Origin of the sequence: Cryobacterium levicorallinum (genome assembly GCF_004402405.1) — a bacterium.
Lineage (GTDB): Bacteria > Actinomycetota > Actinomycetes > Actinomycetales > Microbacteriaceae > Cryobacterium > Cryobacterium levicorallinum.
Window position 1 is genome coordinate 515,169 of sequence record NZ_SOFE01000023.1, and the last position, 21,196, is coordinate 536,364.

At 65.6% G+C, this 21,196-nt stretch carries 19 protein-coding genes; 4 read left to right on the forward strand and 15 right to left on the reverse strand.

The window, feature by feature from the left end; all coding sequences use genetic code 11:
• Positions 1 to 113: 113 nt before the first annotated feature.
• The 5 genes from E3O11_RS14425 to E3O11_RS14445 all read right to left on the reverse strand — a co-directional run bounded on the left by E3O11_RS14425 (position 114) and on the right by E3O11_RS14445 (position 8,647).
• Complete coding sequence (locus E3O11_RS14425) at positions 114 to 2,672, reverse strand: DUF2156 domain-containing protein (protein ID WP_241994737.1); 2,559 nt, start codon at positions 2,670 to 2,672, stop codon at positions 114 to 116.
• The gene (locus tag E3O11_RS14430; RefSeq protein WP_092448512.1) at positions 2,669 to 4,018 is read right to left on the reverse strand and encodes an alpha/beta hydrolase; all 1,350 of its coding nucleotides are present in this window, start codon (positions 4,016 to 4,018) and stop codon (positions 2,669 to 2,671) included. Before E3O11_RS14430 ends, E3O11_RS14425 begins: the two co-directional genes overlap by 4 nt.
• Positions 4,019 to 4,182: 164 nt before the next feature.
• Positions 4,183 to 7,935, reverse strand: coding sequence for an SCO7613 C-terminal domain-containing membrane protein (locus tag E3O11_RS14435; protein ID WP_092448511.1), 3,753 nt, complete (start codon positions 7,933 to 7,935; stop codon positions 4,183 to 4,185).
• Complete coding sequence (locus E3O11_RS14440) at positions 7,932 to 8,171, reverse strand: helix-turn-helix domain-containing protein (protein WP_092448510.1); 240 nt, start codon at positions 8,169 to 8,171, stop codon at positions 7,932 to 7,934. The genes E3O11_RS14435 and E3O11_RS14440 overlap by 4 nt, the downstream gene beginning before the upstream one ends.
• Positions 8,171 to 8,647, reverse strand: a complete 477-nt coding sequence (locus E3O11_RS14445) for a DUF2975 domain-containing protein (RefSeq protein ID WP_092448509.1) — start codon at positions 8,645 to 8,647, stop codon at positions 8,171 to 8,173. The genes E3O11_RS14440 and E3O11_RS14445 overlap by 1 nt, the downstream gene beginning before the upstream one ends.
• A 417-nt stretch (positions 8,648 to 9,064) precedes the next feature.
• Between E3O11_RS14445 and E3O11_RS14450 the strand changes: the two genes are divergently transcribed.
• Both E3O11_RS14450 and E3O11_RS14455 read left to right on the forward strand, forming a co-directional pair.
• The gene (locus tag E3O11_RS14450; RefSeq protein WP_092448508.1) at positions 9,065 to 9,526 is read left to right on the forward strand and encodes a hypothetical protein; all 462 of its coding nucleotides are present in this window, start codon (positions 9,065 to 9,067) and stop codon (positions 9,524 to 9,526) included.
• 586 nt (positions 9,527 to 10,112) lie between these two features.
• Positions 10,113 to 10,661, forward strand: coding sequence for an HNH endonuclease signature motif containing protein (locus E3O11_RS14455; protein WP_373866144.1), 549 nt, complete (start codon positions 10,113 to 10,115; stop codon positions 10,659 to 10,661).
• Positions 10,662 to 10,811: 150 nt separating this feature from the next.
• Here the strand turns inward: E3O11_RS14455 and era are convergent, their stop codons facing one another.
• From era to hrcA, 8 genes are all read right to left on the reverse strand, one after another.
• A complete protein-coding gene (era, locus tag E3O11_RS14460) occupies positions 10,812 to 11,729 on the reverse strand; it encodes a GTPase Era (protein ID WP_092448506.1) in 918 nt (305 codons plus the stop codon).
• Entirely contained in the window at positions 11,726 to 13,057 is a 1,332-nt protein-coding gene (locus tag E3O11_RS14465) for a hemolysin family protein (protein WP_170851536.1), read from the reverse strand. The genes era and E3O11_RS14465 overlap by 4 nt, the downstream gene beginning before the upstream one ends.
• Positions 13,057 to 13,521 (reverse strand): rRNA maturation RNase YbeY, encoded by a 465-nt coding sequence (gene ybeY, locus E3O11_RS14470; RefSeq protein ID WP_092448504.1) that lies wholly within the window; start codon positions 13,519 to 13,521, stop codon positions 13,057 to 13,059. The genes E3O11_RS14465 and ybeY overlap by 1 nt, the downstream gene beginning before the upstream one ends.
• On the reverse strand, positions 13,518 to 14,534 hold the full coding sequence (locus E3O11_RS14475) for a PhoH family protein (RefSeq protein WP_092448503.1): 1,017 nt from the start codon (positions 14,532 to 14,534) through the stop codon (positions 13,518 to 13,520). Before E3O11_RS14475 ends, ybeY begins: the two co-directional genes overlap by 4 nt.
• A 55-nt stretch (positions 14,535 to 14,589) precedes the next feature.
• The gene (locus E3O11_RS14480) at positions 14,590 to 14,967 is read right to left on the reverse strand and encodes an HIT domain-containing protein (protein WP_092448502.1); all 378 of its coding nucleotides are present in this window, start codon (positions 14,965 to 14,967) and stop codon (positions 14,590 to 14,592) included.
• Positions 14,968 to 15,018: 51 nt separating this feature from the next.
• On the reverse strand, positions 15,019 to 15,759 hold the full coding sequence (locus tag E3O11_RS14485; protein WP_092448501.1) for a 16S rRNA (uracil(1498)-N(3))-methyltransferase: 741 nt from the start codon (positions 15,757 to 15,759) through the stop codon (positions 15,019 to 15,021).
• A gap of 1 nt (position 15,760) precedes the next feature.
• Positions 15,761 to 16,864, reverse strand: coding sequence for a molecular chaperone DnaJ (dnaJ, locus tag E3O11_RS14490; protein ID WP_092448500.1), 1,104 nt, complete (start codon positions 16,862 to 16,864; stop codon positions 15,761 to 15,763).
• 115 nt (positions 16,865 to 16,979) lie between these two features.
• Positions 16,980 to 17,999 (reverse strand): heat-inducible transcriptional repressor HrcA, encoded by a 1,020-nt coding sequence (gene hrcA / locus E3O11_RS14495; RefSeq protein WP_092448499.1) that lies wholly within the window; start codon positions 17,997 to 17,999, stop codon positions 16,980 to 16,982.
• 238 nt (positions 18,000 to 18,237) lie between these two features.
• Here hrcA and E3O11_RS14500 point away from each other — a divergent pair, with 238 nt between their 5' ends.
• Complete coding sequence (locus E3O11_RS14500; RefSeq protein WP_092448498.1) at positions 18,238 to 18,711, forward strand: DUF4870 domain-containing protein; 474 nt, start codon at positions 18,238 to 18,240, stop codon at positions 18,709 to 18,711.
• Between the two features lie 171 nt (positions 18,712 to 18,882).
• Entirely contained in the window at positions 18,883 to 19,290 is a 408-nt protein-coding gene (locus E3O11_RS14505; protein ID WP_233195382.1) for a DUF4870 domain-containing protein, read from the forward strand.
• Positions 19,291 to 19,299: 9 nt separating this feature from the next.
• Here E3O11_RS14505 and hemW read toward each other — a convergent pair whose 3' ends face one another.
• Positions 19,300 to 20,523 (reverse strand): radical SAM family heme chaperone HemW, encoded by a 1,224-nt coding sequence (hemW, locus tag E3O11_RS14510; protein WP_092448497.1) that lies wholly within the window; start codon positions 20,521 to 20,523, stop codon positions 19,300 to 19,302.
• A 20-nt stretch (positions 20,524 to 20,543) separates the two neighbouring features.
• The gene (locus tag E3O11_RS14515) at positions 20,544 to 21,194 is read right to left on the reverse strand and encodes a DUF1990 family protein (protein ID WP_092448496.1); all 651 of its coding nucleotides are present in this window, start codon (positions 21,192 to 21,194) and stop codon (positions 20,544 to 20,546) included.
• Between the last annotated feature and the right edge of the window lie 2 nt (positions 21,195 to 21,196).

Genomic DNA, 21,196 nt, shown 5'->3' on the forward strand with positions numbered 1-21,196 from the left:
TTAGGACCCGTCGCGGCAGCTAAGGAGGAGCGCACCGTTCAACACATTTTCAGGCTAGCACCGTTTGGCCTGGTTTCGACCACGTCGTGTCAGAGGGCCACTGCCAGCGGATGCTACTGGCTCAGTCCCCGCGCCAACGTCACCACTTCCCGCACCGACAGGCTGGGAAGGTAGGCACGAGCGAGCGCGAGGCCGATCTCGGGCAGCGCGACCGGATCCGGGAACGACATGAAGACCGGCGCGAACTCCGGCTGGAACTTGTTCTTGAACAAGAGCAATGACCGAAACCCGTACACCGGCTCGAGCGTGCGACCGAGATAGTCGAGCAGGCCGGCGGCAATACCGCCCTGCCGCGGGCCGGATACCGGCGCGAGCGGCGCCACCGACAGGCTCAGAAACTCGACCTCGGGGCGCTCCTGCATGCGCTCCGCGGTTTGCGCGATCAGAAATTCCATCACTCCGTTGATGCTGTCCGGTCGCCGCCGCATGAAATCAAGGGTCCAACCGATGATCTCGCCGTCTCGGCGGGTGGGCAACCAACTGGTCACGGCGTGCACCCGCTCCGCACTGTCGACGGCGAGCATGAGGCGCACCTCCGGGTCGTGCAGTTCATCGAGCCCGCCGAGGGTGAACCCGAGTTCGGGGAGTTCCTTTTCCTGCACCCACTGCTCGGAGATTTCTGCGATTTGGGCCGCCGCGGTGAGGGACAGCGACCGGTAGGTGGTCCACTCTGCTCGCACCCCGGCTCGATCGGCGCGATTGATTGACGAGCGAATGTCCTGCCACTTCCTTCCGGTCGTGCTCCAGGTGCTCGGCCGCAGGAGCGTCTCCTCCCCCACCTGCATGGTGGGCCAGCCCATAGCGACGAAAACACTTTTCCAGCTGTCGTGCAGGCTGTAGAACACCGAAACCCAGCCGTGGTCGTCGCACATCCGGGCGAAAAACGCGACCGCTTCGGCGGCTTCCGAGCGCGGCCCGATCGGTTCGGACGTTGTGATGGCGATGCCATTGACCACGCGGTAGGCGATGGCCGTTCGTCCGCTCGCGCTGAACCAGAGCGAGTTCCCTCTCCAGGTGGCCATAAACCCGAGCGACCCGCCGCCGAAAGTGCTGAGCAGCGTGCGCAAGCGTGCCGAAGCGTCGACGCTGGGACCGACCGCTACGCTGCGCAGGGCCACGATCGCGCCGACGAAGACGATGATCCAGAACACGGCACCGACGCTGTCATAGAGCGTGGTGGCCAGGGCGTCATTGGGCAGAAAGGACACCCGTTCGAGCCGGAGAAAGCCGACCGGGATGAACCGCTCAGGGACATCCGCTATTAAATCGAACAATGTGACGCCGGGCCGAAAATGGGTCCGGAACAACCAGCCCAGGCCCACGTAGGCTGCGGCGAGGCCGGTGAAACTTCCGACGGTAACGAGCAGAAACCGGTGCCACTGGCCGGTGCGGGTAGCGACCGGAAAGTGACGCAGATTGGCCAGGATGACCACTGCGACCAGGAGCGGAACGAGCACCGACACTCCGAGAATAAGGGTGACCTCCCAATAGCGACCGGACTGCCACTGCCAGACGTAGGGTTGCCCGGAGATCGGCAGCAGCCCGTAATACCAGGCGGCAAGCAGCGCGAGCCCGGCGTTGAGGGTGATGGCGAGCCAGGCGGCGAACCGGCGGCCGCGAGCCAGCCCGAAGGCGGCAACGACGAGGGTGAGCAGGGGAAGTAGGCTCACCAGCACCGGGCCGGCCCCGCCGATGCGTTCGAGGCTGAGCTCCTGCACACACTGCCGGGTGATGTCGCCCAGCAGGCAGCGGTCGACGACGTCGCCAGCCGTCGGTACGTCTTGGGTGAGCAGCAGGCCGAGCGGTGCGAGCGGGCCGTACCGGGCGCCGGAGAAGATGGTGATGACCGGCCCGACGGCGACCATGCCCACGATCGCCGCGAGCAGGGTGCGGGATTCGTGATCGGAGCTGCGCCGCCAGGCGCTCAACGGCCGAATCGGTCGACTCCGCCAGCCAACCCCGAACCAGCCAACGCCGAGCCCGACCAGCACGGCGAGCAGACGGTACAGGTCGGACGGTTGGCCGGAGTACAACACCAGCACCAGCACGGTCGACACCCCGAGCACACGAATACGACGACGCCAGAGCGGCCCGGCGAAGAAACTGGCCGCCAGCGCGCTTCCGAAGATCGGAGTGAACGGGTCCATCGCCCAGAGTTCGCTGACTCCGCGCGACCACATCTCCCCGCCGGCAACGCCGAGGAATTGCGCACCGATGCCGATCGTCGCGCCGAGAATGGCGGTGACGAGAAAGGCGATCGCGGTGCGGCACGTTCCCATCAGCCGTTCGGCGAAGCCGAGCACGATCAGCGTTCCGGCCAGCGCGAGCAGTAGTTCGGCGCCGTCGTCGACGAAGAACACCGAGGTCAGCGGTGACCACCAGTGGCCGTGGTCGATGACCGATTCGTAGCCGGTACCGAGCAATAAGCGGATGCTGCGCGCCGGTCCCGAGATCACTCCGGTCGCGAGGCCCACCGCGAGGAGTGCGGCGGCGTAGCCGACGGCGAACGGTCGCTGCCGCGCCCATCGGATCGACGAGCGCAGTGCGGAACCCGAGCCGGGCCTGCCTGGGTCGCTCGTGGTGGCGTCGGATTTGAGACTGCCGGTGGTCACTGGGTCATCGCAATCATGGCGGGCGCGAGCAGTGCGGTGCGCGCGGCGATGATCGGCAGCGCGGTGGTCCAGGCGTAGTCGACGGTATGCCAGTCGTGGGCGGTACCGGGTGACTCGAAGAGGTGAGTGTCGACGCCGGCGCGCTGGGCGGCATCCGCTACCGCGCGTATGCCGGGGAGAAAGCGAATATCGTCGTCACCGACCACGAAGATCGCACCGAGCCCGGCGTAGGGCGCGTGGGTGGCGAGGATGGCGGTCGGCGCAGCGGTCGCATAGCGGGAAACGCTGCCGCCGAAACCGGATTGCACGGTGTGCGCCTCGCTTCCGTTGCTGGGAACGAGCTCTCCCGAGATGTCCAAAATCGTACTGAATACTTGGGGGTGTGCCGCGCCGAGTTGTATGGAGCAGGTGCCTCCCTGGGAAAACCCGGCGATGGTCCATCCGGCCGGCTGGGCGGCAACGTGCAGGTGAGACTTGATCCAGGCTGGAACGTCGATGGTGAGGTAACTGGCCGAGTTGCCGAGCGCGGAGTCGACGCACATCGGGTTGTTGCCCGGCGCGCCGAGTTGATCGGGAACAACAAGGATCGGGGCGAGACCGGAATGCGCCCGAGAGTAGGTGTCGAGAATGCTCGCCAGATGACCGGCCGTGAACACGTCGCTGGGGCTTCCGGGCTGACCGGAGAGCATCTCGACCACGGGCAGGGCCGGTGGGTACGGGAGCTGCGCCGCTGGCGGCAGATAGACCAGCGCGTCCCGGGCGGCGAAACCGGATTCCGTGGCTGGAATGCTGACCGTGCCCACGACACCGGTACCCTCGGCTGCGAGGCCGGTGGCATTCGCTGAGTCGGGATGTGCCGCTCTGGTCTGTGCGTCCGGGGCCTGTGCAGCTGCGAGGGCCTCGTCGAGCGGCGGGTAGCTCGCGAGCCCGAGGGCGACACGCAGCGTCGGAAACTGGCCGACGTCAGCGTTGATTCCCGCTGCGGCGCTGAGCAGACAGAGTCCGATAGCGCACACCGCTACGACGCGGCGCCAACGCACCTGGCCGCGCAGGTTCAGCACTACCACGGCAAGACTGGCACCCAGGGCGGCGGTCCACAGCCGGGTTCCGGTAGAAAGAGACACTCCCCACGGGTCCCAGACATCGCTGATGAACCAGGCCAGCGCCCAGCCGACAGCCGCGCCCACGACGGCACCGATGACGGTGACGATGGCCCGGCGAACGCCGGTCGGGCCGAGCAGCACGAGCAGCAGCGCAAGGCCGGTTGCCGCGTAGAGGATGGTGAGGAGGGGAAGGCCGACGAGGTCCAGATCGAGCGGGTTGACGCCCGAGAGCAGCGAGTTCATTCAGATCCTCCGCTCTCACTTTGGCACCACCGGCACATTCCTGCGCGGGTCGTGTTGAGTTATCAGCCCGTGTTCGGCGAAACCACGGCTGGCGCTCGGCTCACACCCAGCCCGCGGGCGGATGCTTCCCCGCCGTCTCTCTACTGACGCTCCCCAGCAGGCTCCTAGCGCAGGTCGCGCAGGCGGTCAGTGATGCTGTTCTCTTCCCCCGACCTGCGCTCATAGGTGACGGCGATGATGAGGAGCACGGCGCCGACAACGGCCAGGGTGATCCACCACGGCATCGACTCGATCCCCCGACCGATCTGCACGAGAAAGACCAGAACGTTCTCGAGCGGAAGCACGACGATTCCGATCAGGAACGGCGCTGCGAGCTTGAGACTCGAGCCGCTCAGGATGGCGACGAGCGCAATGACGATCACGAGGATCGCCCGCCAAGTCTGTGGGTCGGTGAAAGTGGCCGCTACCGATGCCACGAGCAGGGTCACGACGCCGGGGGCGAGCAGCGGCCACGAGCCGTACCAGCCGGCTGGCCAGCCGGTCACCGTGCCGTCTTGCCTGCTGCCGCTGTCTGGCTGCTGGCGGGCAGCATCCGCTCGCGCACCAGTCAGGACTACGGCGCCGGCCGCAATCAAGAAGAACCCCAGCGGCAGGGAGAACCACTCGACCCGCAGCTCGCGCGGACTCCACGCCACGATCGCGGTGAGGAACGCGATCGCGAAGACGAACCACACGGGTGGAAGGCTGCTCGGCCGGTTACGCAGCCGCCAAGCGATGACGACGACGGCTAGGAGGTAGGCGAGCATGAGGGACCACATCATCCAGATCGTGAACCAATCGCGCTCGATCGAGGGCCAGGTGGCGACTGCGACGTAGACCGCCGTGGGCGCGTACAACCAGCGGGTGCGGGATAACCGCGACCCCTGCGGGGCGATCCTGAGGATGGCTCGAGCGCCGAGGGCTGCAGGCAGTGCACCGGCGAGGCCGATTGCGAGGCTGAGCAGAACGAGCGGCACTCCACCGGCCAGGATCGGGTCGGCACCGAGACCGAATCTCGCCCCCTGAATGGCACCGGCCGCCCCGGCAGCGATCGCGACCCCCAAAGTCGGCCGTTGCAGGACTCGAAGGTATTCGGCGCGCGCGGAAGCGCCCCGGCCGAGCAGCATGCCGAGGCCGAGCAGAAGCCAGGACCCCGCGATCAGGCCGTAACCACGCCACGGCGCCAGCGCGGCCGTTCCCGAGCCGGATACTGTCACAATCACCAGGATGGGTGCGACGGCCACGACCAGACCCGCCGCGTACAGCGACACGGCGCGGGAACCGCGTGCCGTGAGGATCAGGCCGACAGTCGCGGCGGCCAGGCTCGGTGGCAGCAGGTAGGGTTCGAGCACGCCGATTCCGGCGATGGCCCACAGACACCAGAGCGCACCCGTGAATGAGGCAGCGGCGACCCACCACCCGTAGCGGCGCTGTGCCCACAACGATGTGGCCGCGGCACCGAGCCCGAGAACGAGCAGCACGATGAAGGTGGTCGGCAGCCCGGCAGCGACGCGCACGAGCGCCAGAGCGACCGCGATCGCCGCGGTGAGCAGTGTGGAGGCTTCAATCGCGATCCGGGCAGCTGCCGCATCCCGCGTACCAATTCCCTGCTTGCCCAGCATCGACCGGATCAGGCCGGTGCTCGGAAGCACGACGGCGACAATTACGGCGACAATCGGCAAGGTCACCGGTGACGCGCTGCCAAGCAGCACCTGCGCGCCGAGGCAGATCACCACAACAGCAAGTGACGGAACGAGGAGTCCGGCGGCGATCGCACGGAGCACGAGGCCCAGGCCGGCACGCCGCGTGTTGAAGAGGGTGAGTGCCAGAAGAAAGATGAGGGCGGTCGAGAGAGCTGTCCAGCCGCTGCGCTCGAAAAGCACCTGCGCAACCCCGATCAGGAACGGCACCGACGTCACGACCAGAATCGCGTACCACGCTGGTGCCGCCACCCGGCGGAGGAACGTCGCGGCGATGGCGCCGATCGAGCCGAGCGATGTGGTGAGGCAGAGCAACGCGATCGTGCCGATGCCCAGCAGGTCGAGCGCCACGCCGAAGACGAACAGTGCGTAGGCATAACCTGCACCGACGTGCAGAAATCGTGCCCGGGTCGGCACGGTTCGCGCGATGGCGGCGAGGGTCGCGACGATCGCGATGCCCGCCCAGACCGTGACAACGTCATCGACCAGGGAGCAGACCGTGGCCAGCAACACCGCGAAATGGGTGCCCAGCACGAGGGGTAGCCGCATCTTCAGGGCGGCGTTACCGATGCGCGGAACAGCGACGAGCGCGACGCTCGCCGCCACGGCCAGGCCCAGGGCGATCGCGATGCGCGACCACAGGGGCATAACGGGCTGACAGGCAAACGCCAGCCCGGCGAGGGCGGCGAGCCAGATCGCAATCGAGCCGGTCCACGCGGCCAGCTTGGGGGAAGCATCCATTCTGGCGCCATCACGGTGCCTGCTTATAATCGAGAACGCTCCGAGTCCGGCCGCCATGGCGCACAGGCCGAGCACAACGGCGAGAAAGCCGTGCGGGGGCATGAATCCGGTCGCGCCGCCGTCTGAGCCGGTCAGTGACGTGAGCACCGTGACGGCCCCGATCAACACCGCGGAGAGAACGGGCACGAGGACACTCACACCCGCAACCGCGAGCACGCCGCCCAGGAATGCTCGACGGTCGAGGGCGTGGGCTCTCGGAGCCAGCGCCTGGAGCACGAGCAGTGCGGCGGCCCCTGCTCCGGGGGCGACGGCCTGGTACCACTCGTCCGCGACGTGCGCGCCGAGGTCGAGCGCGAAGGGCAAACTGACCGCGGCCGCCATCGCGGCGGCACCGGTGACGGCGCTCCAGAAGATTTTGGCGAGCTGCCGGGTCGTGAGCAGGGCGAGAACCGCGACGGCGGTCAGCACGGCGGTAATCGTCAACCAGTACTGGGTCGTGCTGGTGAATTCGATGAAGCCTATCTGGGCCAGCACGATGCCGGTCGCGAGGATCTGAATGGTCGCCAGTGTCACTCGCTCAGATACCAGGCGTGCATCAATCCGCCGCGCAAGCCCGGGTATGGTCGCGATCAAGGCCAGCGCGACAAAAGCTACTCCGAGGTGCCCCAGGGTTGCCGACAGTGTGGTTGCGCCCGCGTAGCCCAGCATCGCCGGAACGAGCGTGAGCGCGGCGAGCGAGATCCAGAGCCAGCCCCGAATTCGCGCGAGCGTCGCCATGACGACCATGACGCCTCCGCTGACCAGTGTTCCGGTGGCGGCGAACACCCACGGGCTGACTCCGGTCGGCGCCAGTTCCGAGAACGCGTAGACGTCGAGGGCGACGAAGACCATCCCAAGGCCACCGACGGCCTCCGCCGAGAATTGCAGCTGGCGACGGGCCAGCAACCAGCTGGCTCCGAGAAAGAGGAGCGTGACCAGGCTGACGATCACACTGCGCAGGGCGTGATCCCTGATGTCAGGGTTGAAGAAGGTGAAGACGATCGCCGAAATCGCGAACAATCCAGCGCCCGCGACTGCGAGCACTGACTGCACCGTCGCGCTCGACCGCGAAATATTCGGGGTCGCAGCGCTCTTGCCAAATTGCGCGGGCATCCGTTGTGGAATCGGTGCCGATGTCGGTACGGCGCTGTCTTCGGTTTTGGTCGCACGGGACGGATGCGCCACGCGAACGAGTGCCTCCTGCCGCCTGATGAGCGCCGCAGCAGCCGCCCCGGAGGTGGACCAGAGCTCGGCCGCCGCAGCGCCAACCAGTTCGGCGCCGCATTTGCGGCACGGGCTATCGGGCAGTGCGATCCCGCAGACGGGGCACGACGTCCGGTCGAGTAGGTGACGAATCGCGACGTCATTCCAGGACTTGACAGCGCGTGGCACGGTCATGCCCCCGTTTGTGCTGTCGTGGCGGCCGCATCCTCTGGCACCCACATGAAGATGTCACCGGGCTGGCAGTCGAGCACGCGGCAGATCGCATCCAAGGTGGAGAAGCGCACGGCTTTGGCCCGACCGTTTTTGAGCACAGAAACGTTTGCCGGTGTGATGTCGATTGCGGCGGCAAAGTCGGCGACCGACATCTTCTTCCTGGCGAGTTCGACGTCGAGGTTGATGACGATGGGCATCAGACCACTTCCGCCAGGTCTTGTTCCAGCTCGGATGCCTTACGCAGGAGCCCGCGCATCACCACGATCATCAAAGCGAGTCCCGAGCCGATGACGATTCCGAGCGCGCACAGCATGATGACCGACGGCGAGGCAACACCGGCGACCGCAAGGGTGATGAACGATCCAAGGATGAGGAGGGTGGCCAAGGCGACTATGCCGAGGATGAAATTGACATACCTGAATGCGTTTACTCTGAAAATGATGGATGCCCGCACCAGCGACAGCAGCCGCCACACGCAGACGAGCGCGACCTGCACGCAGAGCAGGAACGCCACGGTGACAACGATCCCGGGCACCTGGAGGTAGTCGAGTTGGGTGGATTTTTCGACCATCTGCTGCGCGACCGCTGGAATAACGAAAACCTGGCACGCTAAAAGCAGTGCGATCAGTGCGAAAATGAGCGTTTTCAGGGTGATGATCGCCGTGCCATGCATGAAAATCCTATCGTTTATCGGTGTAAATCTATCGATAAACAATATACATAGATTTCCCACCGTTGACAGATCACTTGTGGCACGGGGCCGTTTGCGGGATCCGTCGCAGCTAGGCGTCGGAGATGCCGGATCGTAAATTCTGTTCACGAGGCTGGCTGCTTTTGAGCGCAAGTCGCTGTTCCTGAATGATGCGGCCACCGCAGGGCTGCCCGGTAGGTTCAATCCTTCCGCATGGGCGGACTGCGCGCGAGCCTGGTACGGGAGCGCCGCGCGGGAGCGGCCTGTGAGGCAAAAAAACCGCGATCAAACGGCCCTTAAAACATTTCTTTGGGTATTCTTTGCGAGTTTTCGCCGATTCAGTGCTTGTATGCGTGATTTTTCCTCGGGAATGTCGGTGGTCGGGTGTTGGGTTGAATTATGAGCAACCTGGCGCTGGAGCTCACCCGGGTAGCGGTCGCTGTCGCCGCGCTCGGTGGCTCCAGTGCCGAGTTCGGCGGCCTGTCCGATGCGGCGGTGCTCGCGGCGCGTGGTCCGATCGCCGACCTGTTGCGGCTGAGCAATACGGTCGCGGCGTTGCTGGCAGGCACGATCGCGCGCAGGTCCAGGCCGGAGTTGGGTCAGTCGGGGTTGGCGGCGCGGTACGGGCTTCGTAACCCGACCCTGATGGTGCAAGACGCTACCGGGCTGAGCCGCATGGAGGCCGGCCGACTGCTGGCCGTGGGCGTACTGATGAACGACACCGAAACCGCTGAACGGCGGGCGGCCGATGCTGCCCGGGAGGCTGAGCTGGCCGCGCAGGTTGCCGCCGAAGCAGTGGCGGAAGCAGTGGCGGAAGCCGAGCGGGAGGCTGCACGGGCGGCTGCACGGGCGGCGGCGTAGGCAAAGTTGCACCCGGATCTGCCGCCGCTACCCGCGGCCGTGCCCCGCCGCGACTCGGACTCGTCAGCGCGTCAAGGACGACCCGCGCACCCTGGACCAAATCGCCGCTGATTCCTTCACCCAGCTGCTCAAACTCGGCGCTGACGCCGACCCGAACACCATGTTCGGCGGCCGCCGCCCGGTCGTGCAGATCATCGTCACCAAACACGACCGCCCCACCACCATCCCCCACCCAATAGCCCGCCCGGCCGCTGGCCCTGCAAGCACAACGGGACCAGCCACTGGCCCTGTCCGCGCAGATGGCCCGATAACCGGGTCGGGCGCGCCGACTAGCACAGCACCCGCTCCGGTCGCCCCGACCGCGCCGACCGCGCCAGAAGCCCAGGCGACCGGGAGCACAGGGAGCAGCGATAGCACCGAAAACCCCGCGAACACTCGGGGCGCCGACAAGGCGCCGAGTGGCACATTGGCGGGCAGCGGAACGGGCCGGATGGCGGCCCCCGGGCGGAGCGCTGAAACCACAAGTTCTACCGAACGCGCTAGCTCCCACCCCGTTTTCGGCTACCTCGAGGGAAACCCGGCGCCGGTGTCGGCGGAGACGATCGACCGGCACCTCTGTGACACCGGCTACCTCGCCATCTTGTTCAGTGAGTCCGGGCAACCACTCAACGTCGGACGAGAAGAACGTCTCTTCAACCGCGAGCAACGCCGGGCCCTCGCCGCGCGTGACGGCGGATGCCGCTGGCCCGGCTGCGACCAACCACCGTCGTGGACAGAGGCGCATCACATCGACATGTGGTCTGATCAAGGACTTTCCAACATCAACTTCGCCATAATGCTCTGTGCGCACCATCACCTGTTGCTGCACAACCGACATTGGAAGATCTATCTCCAGGGTGGCGAGTACTGGCTGCAACCCCCGGTCGAGATCGACCCGGAACAGACTTTGATCTACCTGCCCAGCCAGAACCCGCTCCTGCAGGCACCCGAACGGCTTGACCTTCCGACGCCGGCTACCCCCGCGACTGGTCGGGCAGATCGCGGCAAGTTACGGGATGGTGGTCTCGACGGGCTCGACCCGCGCACGGGGGACTACCCGCGACCGGGCTACCCAAATGACGACTACCGAAACTGACCCTTCGCGTTGGCTGGTCTCCTGCGCCTGGTGCCGCCAGCTGCGCGTTATAAGGTTTCGGCCTCCATCGCTCGTTCCTCGCGCCTCGACCAGAAAGACTCGCTGATCGAGGCACGAGCCTGCGAGCGTTCGAGATCCGGTCGCGATGCGTTAGAAGCCGAGGCGCCCGAGCTGCTTCGGGTCGCGCTGCCATTCCTTGGCGATCTTCACCCGCAGCGACAGAAAGACGCGCTTGCCGACGAGCGGTTCGATCTGTTTACGCGCGCGGGTACCGACATCCTTCAGCCGGCTGCCCGACTTGCCGATGATGATGCCCTTCTGGCTGTCTCGTTCGACGAACAGGTTGGCGTAAATCTCAACCAGTTCCTGGTCATCACGCTCGATGATGTCGTCGATGGTCACGGCGATCGAGTGCGGCAGCTCGTCGGTGACGCCCTCGAGGGCTGCCTCGCGAATGAACTCCGAGATGCGCGACTCGAGGGTCTCGTCGGTGACGGTGTCGGCTGGGTAGAGCGGGGCATCCGCATGCGGCAGCAGGCGCAGGAGTTGGGTCGCCAGGGTGTCGAGCTGGATTCGGCTGGTCGAGGAGATCGGAACAATGGCCTCCCAATCCCGCAGCTGGGAGACGGCGAGCAGCTGATTGGCGACGTTGGTCTTGGAGGATGCATCAATCTTGGTGACGATGGCGACCTTTTTGGCCCGCGGGAAGGCATCCAGTTGCTCGTTGATGAACTTATCTCCCGGGCCGATCGGCTCGTTGGCCGGGATGCACAGGCCGATCACGTCGACGCCGGCCAGGGTCGCCGTGACCAGGCTGTTCAGGCGCTCACCGAGGAGGGTGCGCGGGCGGTGGATTCCGGGGGTGTCGACCAGAATGAGCTGGCCGTTCTTCTGGTGCACGATGCCCCGAATGGCGCGGCGGGTGGTCTGCGGCTTCGACGAGGTGATCGCGACCTTCTCCCCCACGAGTGCGTTCGTCAGGGTGGACTTTCCCACGTTGGGGCGTCCCACGAAGGAGACGAATCCCGCTCGGTAATCGGCGGGGTGCGCCGGTGTTGCTGCGGTCATGACCGTTCTCCTTCATCATCAGACACTGTGCTACGGTTCGTTCCCGTGAGAAATGCGGTCTGCGCATCAATCAGCGCGTCGTCGCGCTCCACCAGCACGGTGCTGATGCGCTTACGACGACCTTCGGTGCGTTCGGCGGTGAGGTTCAACCCGCTCACCGAGGCGACCGAGCCGGCGACGGGCAGTCGCCCGAGCGCCTTGGCCAAAAGACCACCGACCGAGTCGACATCATCGTCGTCGAGCTCGAGACCGAAGAGTTCCCCGAGCTCGTCGACCGGCAGTCGGGCGCTGACCCGAAAATGCCCATCACCAAGGTCTTCGAACTCGACCACATCGCGGTCGTACTCATCCGAGATATCGCCGACGAGCTCCTCGATCAAATCCTCGAGGGTGACCAGTCCGGCGATGCCGCCGTACTCGTCAACGACCATGGCCAGGTGGTTGGACTCAAGCTGCATCTGCCGCAGCATATCGTCGGCTTTCTTGGATTCCGGCACGAACACGGCCGGACGTGCGAGTTCGGCGACCGTCAGCTGCAGGGCATTGATCGGGCGTTCAAAGACCAGCCGGGCAACGTCGCGCAGGTAAAGGATGCCGGCGACGTCGTCGACCTCGCCGCCCCGAACGGGCACGCGCGAGGTACCGCTGCTCAGGAACAGGCCCATGGCCGCGTCAATGCTCGCGTCGGCGTCGATGGTGATCATGTCGGTGCGGGGAATCATGAGCTCCCGCACGACAGTGTCGCTGAACTCAAAAATTGAGTGGATGAGCTCGCGGTCGTCCTCCTCGATTACGTCGAGTTCGGTGGCCTCGTCGACCATGCTGAGCAGCTGGTCTTCGGAGGTGAAGGTCGCCAGCTTGGTGCGGCCGGGGGTGACGCGGTTTCCGAGGGCGACCAGGGCGTTCGCGATCGGTCCGAGCAGAACGCGCGCAACATGCACGAGCAACGCGGTGGCCGTCAGCAGAGCGACCGGATGCGCCCGCCCGACACTGCGCGGACTGGCACCGACCAGCACAAACGAAACCGAGGTCATGATCAGCGCCGACAGCACCAGCGCGAGCCACAGGGCCTCGATGGTGGTCGCAAAAACGAGGGTCACCAAGACCGCCGCCGTGGTCTCGGCTGTAATGCGAATAAAGTTAATCGCATTCAGGTGCGCGCCGGTGTCCTCGGCGATCGCGCGGAGCGACCGTTTCGCCCGCCGCGTCGGCACCAGGCCGACAATATCGGCCCGGGATTGGGTCGTGATCGCCGCGTCGACGGCGGCCATCAGACCGGCAAACACGACCAGAACCACGGCCGCGTAAATAAACCACACGATGTGCATCAGGGGCGTTGTCGTTCCTGCATGGCAAAACCGATGAGAATGTCGCGCTGAATGCCGAACATTTCCTTCTCTTCGGCCGGTTCGGCGTGGTCGAAGCCGAGCAAGTGCAGCACGCCGTGCGTGGTCAGTAGCAGTAGCTCATCGAGGGTGCTGTGTCCGGCGGTTTCAGCCTGCTCCTTGGCGACCTGCGGGCAGAGCACGATATCGCCGAGCAATCCGGGCGGGGTCTCCTGCTCCTCGGTACCGGGGCGTAGTTCGTCCATCGGAAAGCTCAGAACGTCGGTGGGGCCCGGCTCATCCATCCACTGCACGTGCAGCTGCTCCATGGCACCCTCGTCGACCAGCACAATGGCGAGTTCGGCGTCGGCGTGCACGTGCATGGTGTCGAGCGCGAAGGCAGCGAGGCGCTGAATGGCGGCCTCATCGACCGGGATGGTCGACTCGTTGTTGATTTCGATGCTCAACTGGAACTCCGTTTCGGGTTGCGGCCGGGCGCATTGCCGGTGCGCTGCGGGCCTTGAGTAGCAAATGCGCGCGCTTCGGCGCTCTCCTGGCGGAGGGCCTGTTTCTGCGCGTCGTACTCGGTATACGCGTCGACGATGCGCCCGACCAGCGAGTGCCGCACAACGTCGGCACTGGTCAGATAGGAAAAGTGGATGTCGTCGATACCGTCAAGGACGCGGGTCACCAATTTCAAGCCGCTGCTGCCGGCCGGCAGGTCGATCTGGGTGACATCGCCGGTGATGACCATCTTGGAGCCGAAGCCAAGGCGGGTCAGGAACATCTTCATCTGCTCGGGCGTCGTGTTCTGGGCTTCGTCGAGCACGACGAAGCTCGCGTTCAGGGTGCGACCGCGCATGTAGGCGAGCGGGGCGACCTCGATCGTGCCGGCCGCGAGCAATTTGGGGATCAGTTCGGGGTCAAGCATTTCGCCGAGCGCGTCGTAGAGCGGCCGCAGGTAGGGATCGATCTTGTCCGTGAGCGTGCCGGGCAGAAAGCCGAGCCGTTCTCCGGCCTCCACTGCCGGGCGGGTCAGGATGATGCGCTCAACCTCTTTGTTCTGCAGGGCACGCACCGCCTTCGCCATGGCGAGGTAGGTCTTGCCGGTTCCGGCCGGTCCGATGCCGAACACGATCGTGTTGTCGTCGATCGCGTCGATGTACTCTTTCTGGCCGATCGATTTGGCCCGAATACTCTTGCCACGGGCGGTCAGAATTGGGGCGCCGAGCTGGGCGGATGGGCTCACGGAACTGTCGGCAGCCAGCATCCGTGACGCGGTGGCCACCTCGGTCTCGCCGAGGTCGTGGCCGGTGCGCAGGGCCAGCTGCAGCTCCTCGATCAAGCGACGCACGGCCTCGACGTCGTCGGCCGAGCCGCCGAGCGTCACGTCGTTGCCGCGCACGTGCACGTCGACCTTCGGGTAGGCGGCCTCGATGGTGTTCAGGTAGCGGTCTTCGGGGCCGAGCAAGCGCACCATGGCGACGCCGTCAACGGTGAAGCGCAGCTCCCTGTTGGAGTCAGCTTTAGAAGAATCAGAGGGCGCCAAGCGAGTCCTCCCCCAGCTGATCAGACGCTTCGGGGCTGCCGAGCACGTGCGCGTGCACGTGGAAGACGGTCTGGCCGGCAGCCGCCCCGGTGTTGAACACCAGACGGAACTGTCCGTTGGTGCGTTCGGCCGCGATCTGCTCGGCCACGGCGACGAGTTCGGCGAGCAGGGTGGGATTGCCGGCGGCGAGCTCGACCACGTTTTGATACTGAGGGTCTTTCGTGGTGACGACAACGTGCACCGGGGCTTTGGGTGCAATGTCGAGGAAAGCGATAATGCGCTCGGTTTCGGCCACGATCGTCGCCGGAATCTCACGCGCGATGATGCGGCTGAAAATGGTCGGTTGGGCGACGGAAGAAGACATACCTCTATCTTAAGCGGCGCTATCAGCGGCACGCACTACCAACGGCACGCTCTACCAGCGACCCAAAGTTGCATTGAGGATTGCGAGGGCGGCTGGCCCCGCGGTCGATGTGCGCAGCACGGTGTCGCCGAGGCGTACCTGGCTCGCGCCGGCCTGCTCAAGCAGGAGCAGTTCGGCCGGCGATATTCCGCCCTCGGGGCCGACGACGAGCAGAATGTCGCGGTCGTCGGTGGGGACGGCCACCTCGGTGAGGCGACCGGTTGCGGTCGGGTCGAGCAGCAGCATCCGTGTCGTGGCGGCCAAAACGGCCAGCTGCTTGGTGCTGGTCAGCTGGGCGACATCGGGCAGCCAAGCCCGGATCGACTGTTTGCTGGCCTCACGCAGGATGCTGCTCCAGCGTTCGTGGCCTTTGGCGATCTTCGCGCCCTCCCACTTGGTGATGGAGCGGGCTGCGGACCACGGGATGACGCCGTCGACGCCGAGTTCGGTGGCGGCCTGAATGGCCAGTTCGTCCCGGTCACCCTTGGCGAGGGCCTGCACCAAGCGGATGCGCGGCGTCGCCGCCGCAGTCTCGCTCGCGTCATCGACGCGCAGGGTCAACTGCAAAGCGTCCGCCGTCAGCACGGCTCCCTCCAGCAGCAACCCGGCCCCATTACCGAGGCGGAGCCGGTCCCCGGGGCGCACCCGGCTCACCGTGACCGCGTGCCGCGCCTCGTCGCCGTCCACGGTGACCACCTGCCCCGGGCGGCACTGCTCCGCCCGGAGCGTTTCTTGCAGGTAGAAATGTGCCACGTCAGCCGAGGAACCGGTCGCGCAGCTTCGCGAACAAGCCCTGCTGGTACTGGCTCAGGGTCGGCGCCGGAGCCGCGTAGCGGGCTGCGAACTGTTCGATCAGGTCGCGTTCCTTGTGGTCGAGCTTGGTCGGGGTGAGCACGTGGATGCCGACCTTGAGGTCGCCGCGGCCACTGCCGCGCAGCTTAGTGATTCCGCGATCCTTGATCGTGAGTACCTCGGAGCTCTGCGATCCGGGGCGAATCTCTACCTCGATGTCGCCGTCGAGAGCCTTGACGGTCACGGTGGTGCCGAGAATCGCACTGGTCATCGGCACGTCGAGCGAGCACATTAGGTCGTCGCCGTCACGGCTGAACACGTCGTGATGGCGCACCTTCATCTCCAGGTACAGGTCCCCATTGGGACCGGCAGCCGGGCCGGCTTCGCCGCTGCCGGGCATCTGCAGGCGCAGGCCGGTGTCGACGCCGGCCGGAATATCGACCGGAACGGTGCGGCGGGCGCGAATGCGGCCCTGACCGGAGCAGGTCATGCACGGGGTGGCGATGATGGTGCCGTAACCGCGGCAGGAACCGCACGGGCTGGACGTCATCACGTTCCCGAGCAGGGAGCGCACGGCGCGCTGGATGCTGCCCGTGCCGTGGCAGATGTCGCAGGTGATCGGCGCGGTGCCGGGCGCGCAACAGGAGCCCTTGCAGGTCTCACAGACGATCGCCGTGTCGACCTCCAGGTCGCGGTGCGTGCCGAAGATGACCTCGTCGAGGTCGAGGTCGACTCGAATCAGAGCGTCCTGGCCGCGTTCGCGGCGCGAGCGCGGACCACGGCTGCTCCCGCCGCCGCCGAAGAAGGTCTCGAAGATGTCGCCGAAGTTGCCGAAGTTCTGCCCGTCGAAGCCGCCGTTCTGGCCGCCGCCCTGGTCGTACTTCTGGCGCTGCTTGGCGTCGCTCAGCACGTCATAGGCGTGTGTGATGCTCTTGAACCGTTCGGATGCTTCGGCGCCGGGGTTCACGTCGGGGTGCAGCTCGCGGGCGAGGCGACGGTACGCCTTCTTGATTTGGTCGGTGGTTGCGTCGCGGTCAACGCCAAGCGCTTCGTAATGGTCAGCCAAAGGTGGCTCTCCTTGATTTTTTTATGATGGTTGTTCGAAATGGCACAGAGCCTAAATGGCACAGAGTCGAAATGGCACAGAGCCTAAATGGCACAGAGTCTAAATGGTACAGATTTCAGGTCTCGCCGAGCAGGCGGGAGAGGTACCGGGCGACGGCGCGTACGGCCGCCATATTGTTGGAATAGTCCATGCGGGTCGGCCCGAGCACGCCCAGCCGGGCCAGGTTGCCGCCTGCGGTATAGCCGCTGGTCAGCACGCTCGCTTCCGGTAGGCCGAAGGCCGCATTCTCCCGGCCGATACTCACCGAAACGCCGTGCTGGTCGGTCTCCATCTCGCCGAACAGCCGCAGCAGCACGACCTGTTCTTCGATGGCTTCGAGTACCGGATAGATGCTGCCGGAGAAGTCGTCTTCGGTGCGCACCAGGTTTGCGGCCCCGGCCATGACGAGCTTCTCCTGACGGTTGGCCCCGACCTGGTCGGCGACGGTGCGCGTGATCAGGTCGACGATCGGCTGCAGCGCCGGCGATCCCGGCCAGACGCTCACGGCGAGGGCAACGCTCGCCTCGGCCATGCCCAGTCCAACGACCGTGACGTTGAGTCGGGCGCGCAGTTCGCCGAGCGTCTGCTCGTCGAATGCTCGCGGCAGGTCGATGACTCGCTGCTCGACCCCGCCGGAATCGGTGATCAGCACCGACAGGATGCGCGTCTCGGTCAGCGGCACTAACTCGATGTGCCGAACCCTGGCGCGGGACAGCGAGGGGTATTGCACGAGCGCGACCTGGTGGGTGAGCTGCGAGAGCAAACGCACGCTGCGCACGAGCACCTCGTCGAGGTCGGCGGAGTGACCCAGGAAAGTTTCAATGGCCTGACGCTGGGCCGGGGTCAGCGGACGCAGGTCGGCCAGGTGGTCGACGAAGACCCGGTACCCCTTATCCGTCGGGATGCGCCCCGAGGAGGTGTGCGGCGCCGCGATGAGCTCTTCTTCTTCGAGCAGGGCCATGTCGTTGCGAATGGTCGCGGCGGAAACACCGAAGGAATGCCGGTCGACGATGGATTTGGAGCCGACGGGTTCGCGGGACGCGACGTAGTCCTGCACGATGACGCGCAGCACATCGAGCCCACGGTCGGAAACCATTTCGCCCGCCTTCCTCTTTTTCCGGTCCAGCTTCAATTAAGCGGATGCCCCGGGTCGGCGCGCGTCAAGCGCACCGGAACGCAGGTTTGCCGGCACGTCGTTGGCACTCGCATCCACTGACTGCCAATACTATCGCGACCGGCCGTGTTCCGGCTGAGCGCACCCATTGCCAGTATCGCGAACCGAGGGTTTAATTACCGCTATACGCTCCCCCCGGAGTTCAGTGAAAGGCACGATCATGAGCGATCCACAGGCACAACCTCCCGGTGATTCCAACTACCGTGACCCTAATGCTGGGCAGCCGCCGTATGGCCAGCAGCCCGGTACGGGCAGCCCATACGGCACCCCTACAGCCGCAGCCCCACTCTCGGAGGCCGACGACCGACAATGGGCCTCGTTTGCGCACCTCGGCGGCATCCTGAGCTTTCTTCCGTCGCTGATCATTTGGCTGGTCTTCAAGGACCGCGGCCGCCTCACCAATACCGAAGCGAAGGAGGCGCTCAACTTTCAGATCACCCTCGTGATCGGATACGTCGCGATAAATGTCGTCTCGTTCATCCTGGCGATCGTCACCTTCGGAATCGGCGGCCTGCTCATCGGCCTGACCTGGCTGCTCTGGGTGGCCGGAGTCATCTTTTCGATCATTGGGTTTCTGAAGGCCAAGGACGGCCAGAACTACCGGTATCCGGTCGCGATTCGCCTGATCAAGTAGCGCGCGGCCCGGTCCAATACGCATCTCGGACGGTTAGTCTGGAGGGGTCTGGCCTGGCTTGTCCGACCCCACACAGTGCTATTGCACGCAGTGGTTCTTCCCTGGATGTCGTCGGCAACCCATCGCCAGATCCACCGCGACCAAACCGACCACGCTCGAACAGGAGACCGCATGTCCGAGAACGATTCACGCACAAATCCGTACGAATCCACCCCGCCGCAAAACCCGTACGCGCAGAGCGTCCCGCCGGCGCCGATGAGTCCGGCCGACGAGAAGATGTGGGCGACCCTGATTCACGTCGGCGGTATCCTCTTCGCCTTTGTTCCCGCACTCATCGGCTATCTCGTGCTGCGCGATCGTGGGCCGTTCATTCGTGCCCACAGTGCGACGGCTTTGAACTTTCAGATCACCCTGATGATCGTTTATGTGGTGGGCACCGCGTTGACGGCGATCCTGATCGGCTACCTGATTGTGCCGGTGGCCTGGGTGCTCGGCATCATCTTCTCGATCCTCGCCGCACTCGCGGCCAACCGCGGCCAAGGGTATTCCTACCCGCTGACCATCAGATTTTTCAGCTAGCGCACGCTCTTAGTCGCTCAGCCGACGCACCACGGCGTCGGCCAGAAGCCGTCCGCGCAGGGTCAGTTCGATGGTCCCGGCGAGCGCAGCTTTGGCGTTGACGAGCTCATCGGCGATCAGGCCGGCCACCTCTCGGCGTCCGTCCGCGGACAGCGATGCGACCGGGATACCGGTGCGGATGCGGCTCTGCAACAGGATGCGCTCGAGTTCGCGGGTGGGCGCATCGAGCGTTTCGCGACCGGCGGCCGGGGACAGGCCGCCGAGCATCCGCTCTGAATAGGCTGCGGGATGTTTGACGTTCCACCAGCGCACCCCGCCGATGTGGCTGTGGGCGCCGGGGCCGATGCCCCACCAGTCCTGGCCGGTCCAGTAGGCGAGGTTGTGGCGGGAGCGGTGCGCGTCGCTCGTAGCCCAGTTGCTGACCTCGTACCAGTCATAGCCGGCGGCGGCAAGCAGTTCGTCGGCGAGTTCATAGAAGTCGGCCTGTTGGTCGTCGTCGGTCGGGGCGATCTCGCCGCGGCGAATCTGCCGCGCGAGTTTGGTGCCGTCTTCGACGATAAGCGAATAGGCGCTGAGGTGGTCTGGATGCAGGCTGAGCGCCTGTTCGAGGCTGGTGCGCCAGTCGGCGAGCGACTCTCCCGGCGTGCCGTAGATGAGGTCGAGGCTCACGTCGAGGCCGGCAGCGCGGGCCCATTCCACCACGAGGGGCACCCGCTCCGGGTCGTGGGTGCGTTCCAGGGTCGCCAGCACGTGCGGCACGGCGGACTGCATGCCGAAGGAAACCCGGGTGAATCCGGCCTCCGCGAGGGCGCCGAGGTAGGCGGCATCGACCGAGTCGGGGTTCGCCTCGGTGGTTACTTCGGCGTCGTCGGTCAAGCCCCACTGGTCGCGCACGGCGCCGAGCATTTTCGCCAGGTCGGTGACCGGCAGCAGCGTGGGTGTGCCTCCCCCGAAGAACACCGTTGCCACCGGGCGTTCGGGCACGCCCGATGCAGTGAGGATGCGCCCAGCGGCCTCAACCTCGAGCACCGCTTGGCTGGCGTAGTCGCTCTGCTTGACGCCGCGCAGTTCGGTCGCGGTATAGGTGTTGAAATCGCAGTAGCCGCAGCGCACCCGGCAGAACGGCACGTGCAGGTAGACGCCGAAATCGCGTTCAGCGGCGTTGACGGCTGCCGAGGCCGGCAAAAGGCCGTCGTCGGGTGCCGGGTCGCCGATGGGGTGGGGTCCGGCCATGGGTGGTGCTCCAGTACGTTCTATTTGATCGCACCCGCGGGGTGCAAAGCCCGCAGATACAACTTGGTGAATTTGGCCTGCTGAAAGCGCAGCACCGGCCAGGCCAGTCGGTAATACCAGGTGCTCGGCCGCGAAAAGGAGCGGATCGTCAACCAAACCGAGTCGTCCTCGCGGTGCTCGACGATGAAGGATTCCTCACCACTCTCCGGGTGGCCGGCCAGGGTGCCGTAGGCGAACCCGATGCGGGCGGCCTCGTCGATCACGTAGACGACCCGCACCGGCGCGGTCAAGCCGATCGGTCCAACCCGCATCTTGAGTGTGGCCGTCATACCGTTCGCAATATACGGGGTGCCATCCTCAGCGAAGGTCGCTTCATTGACCGGATGCTGCTGCCCGACCGCCGGCGTGCCGTCGGGTTGAAAGGTCACCGGGGTGTACTGCACGCCGGTTCCGTTTTCGAGGTCGGTCACCTCCATGCCGCTGCCGCGCTGGATTCCCCACGTCATCAGCAACTTGGTCGCGGCTTCAAAGCGTTCCGGCGAACTGCCGAGCCTGACGCTCTGCTCCATCGGCCGGTAGCCCTTGGGCGGATAGCTCATCAGGTCGGGCGCCAGCGTACCGCCGATGGCAGCGTAGCTGACGGCGGCATCGGTGAAGGTGGCCCTGCGCATCC

Coding starts and splice junctions, on each gene's coding strand:
- E3O11_RS14430 (WP_092448512.1), bottom strand. CDS start 4,018: ATGAACTCGCTGCTCTCGGGCGTCAACCCGCTCGATCTGGACCTCGTC.
- E3O11_RS14435 (WP_092448511.1), bottom strand. CDS start 7,935: ATGACCGTGCCACGCGCTGTCAAGTCCTGGAATGACGTCGCGATTCGT.
- E3O11_RS14440 (WP_092448510.1), bottom strand. CDS start 8,171: ATGCCCATCGTCATCAACCTCGACGTCGAACTCGCCAGGAAGAAGATG.
- E3O11_RS14445 (WP_092448509.1), bottom strand. CDS start 8,647: ATGCATGGCACGGCGATCATCACCCTGAAAACGCTCATTTTCGCACTG.
- E3O11_RS14450 (WP_092448508.1), top strand. CDS start 9,065: ATGAGCAACCTGGCGCTGGAGCTCACCCGGGTAGCGGTCGCTGTCGCC.
- era (WP_092448506.1), bottom strand. CDS start 11,729: ATGACCGCAGCAACACCGGCGCACCCCGCCGATTACCGAGCGGGATTC.
- E3O11_RS14465 (WP_170851536.1), bottom strand. CDS start 13,057: ATGCACATCGTGTGGTTTATTTACGCGGCCGTGGTTCTGGTCGTGTTT.
- E3O11_RS14475 (WP_092448503.1), bottom strand. CDS start 14,534: ATGGTGCGCTTGCTCGGCCCCGAAGACCGCTACCTGAACACCATCGAG.
- E3O11_RS14480 (WP_092448502.1), bottom strand. CDS start 14,967: ATGTCTTCTTCCGTCGCCCAACCGACCATTTTCAGCCGCATCATCGCG.
- hrcA (WP_092448499.1), bottom strand. CDS start 17,999: ATGGTTTCCGACCGTGGGCTCGATGTGCTGCGCGTCATCGTGCAGGAC.
- E3O11_RS14500 (WP_092448498.1), top strand. CDS start 18,238: ATGAGCGATCCACAGGCACAACCTCCCGGTGATTCCAACTACCGTGAC.
- E3O11_RS14505 (WP_233195382.1), top strand. CDS start 18,883: ATGTCCGAGAACGATTCACGCACAAATCCGTACGAATCCACCCCGCCG.
- hemW (WP_092448497.1), bottom strand. CDS start 20,523: ATGGCCGGACCCCACCCCATCGGCGACCCGGCACCCGACGACGGCCTT.
- E3O11_RS14515 (WP_092448496.1), bottom strand. CDS start 21,194: ATGCGCAGGGCCACCTTCACCGATGCCGCCGTCAGCTACGCTGCCATC.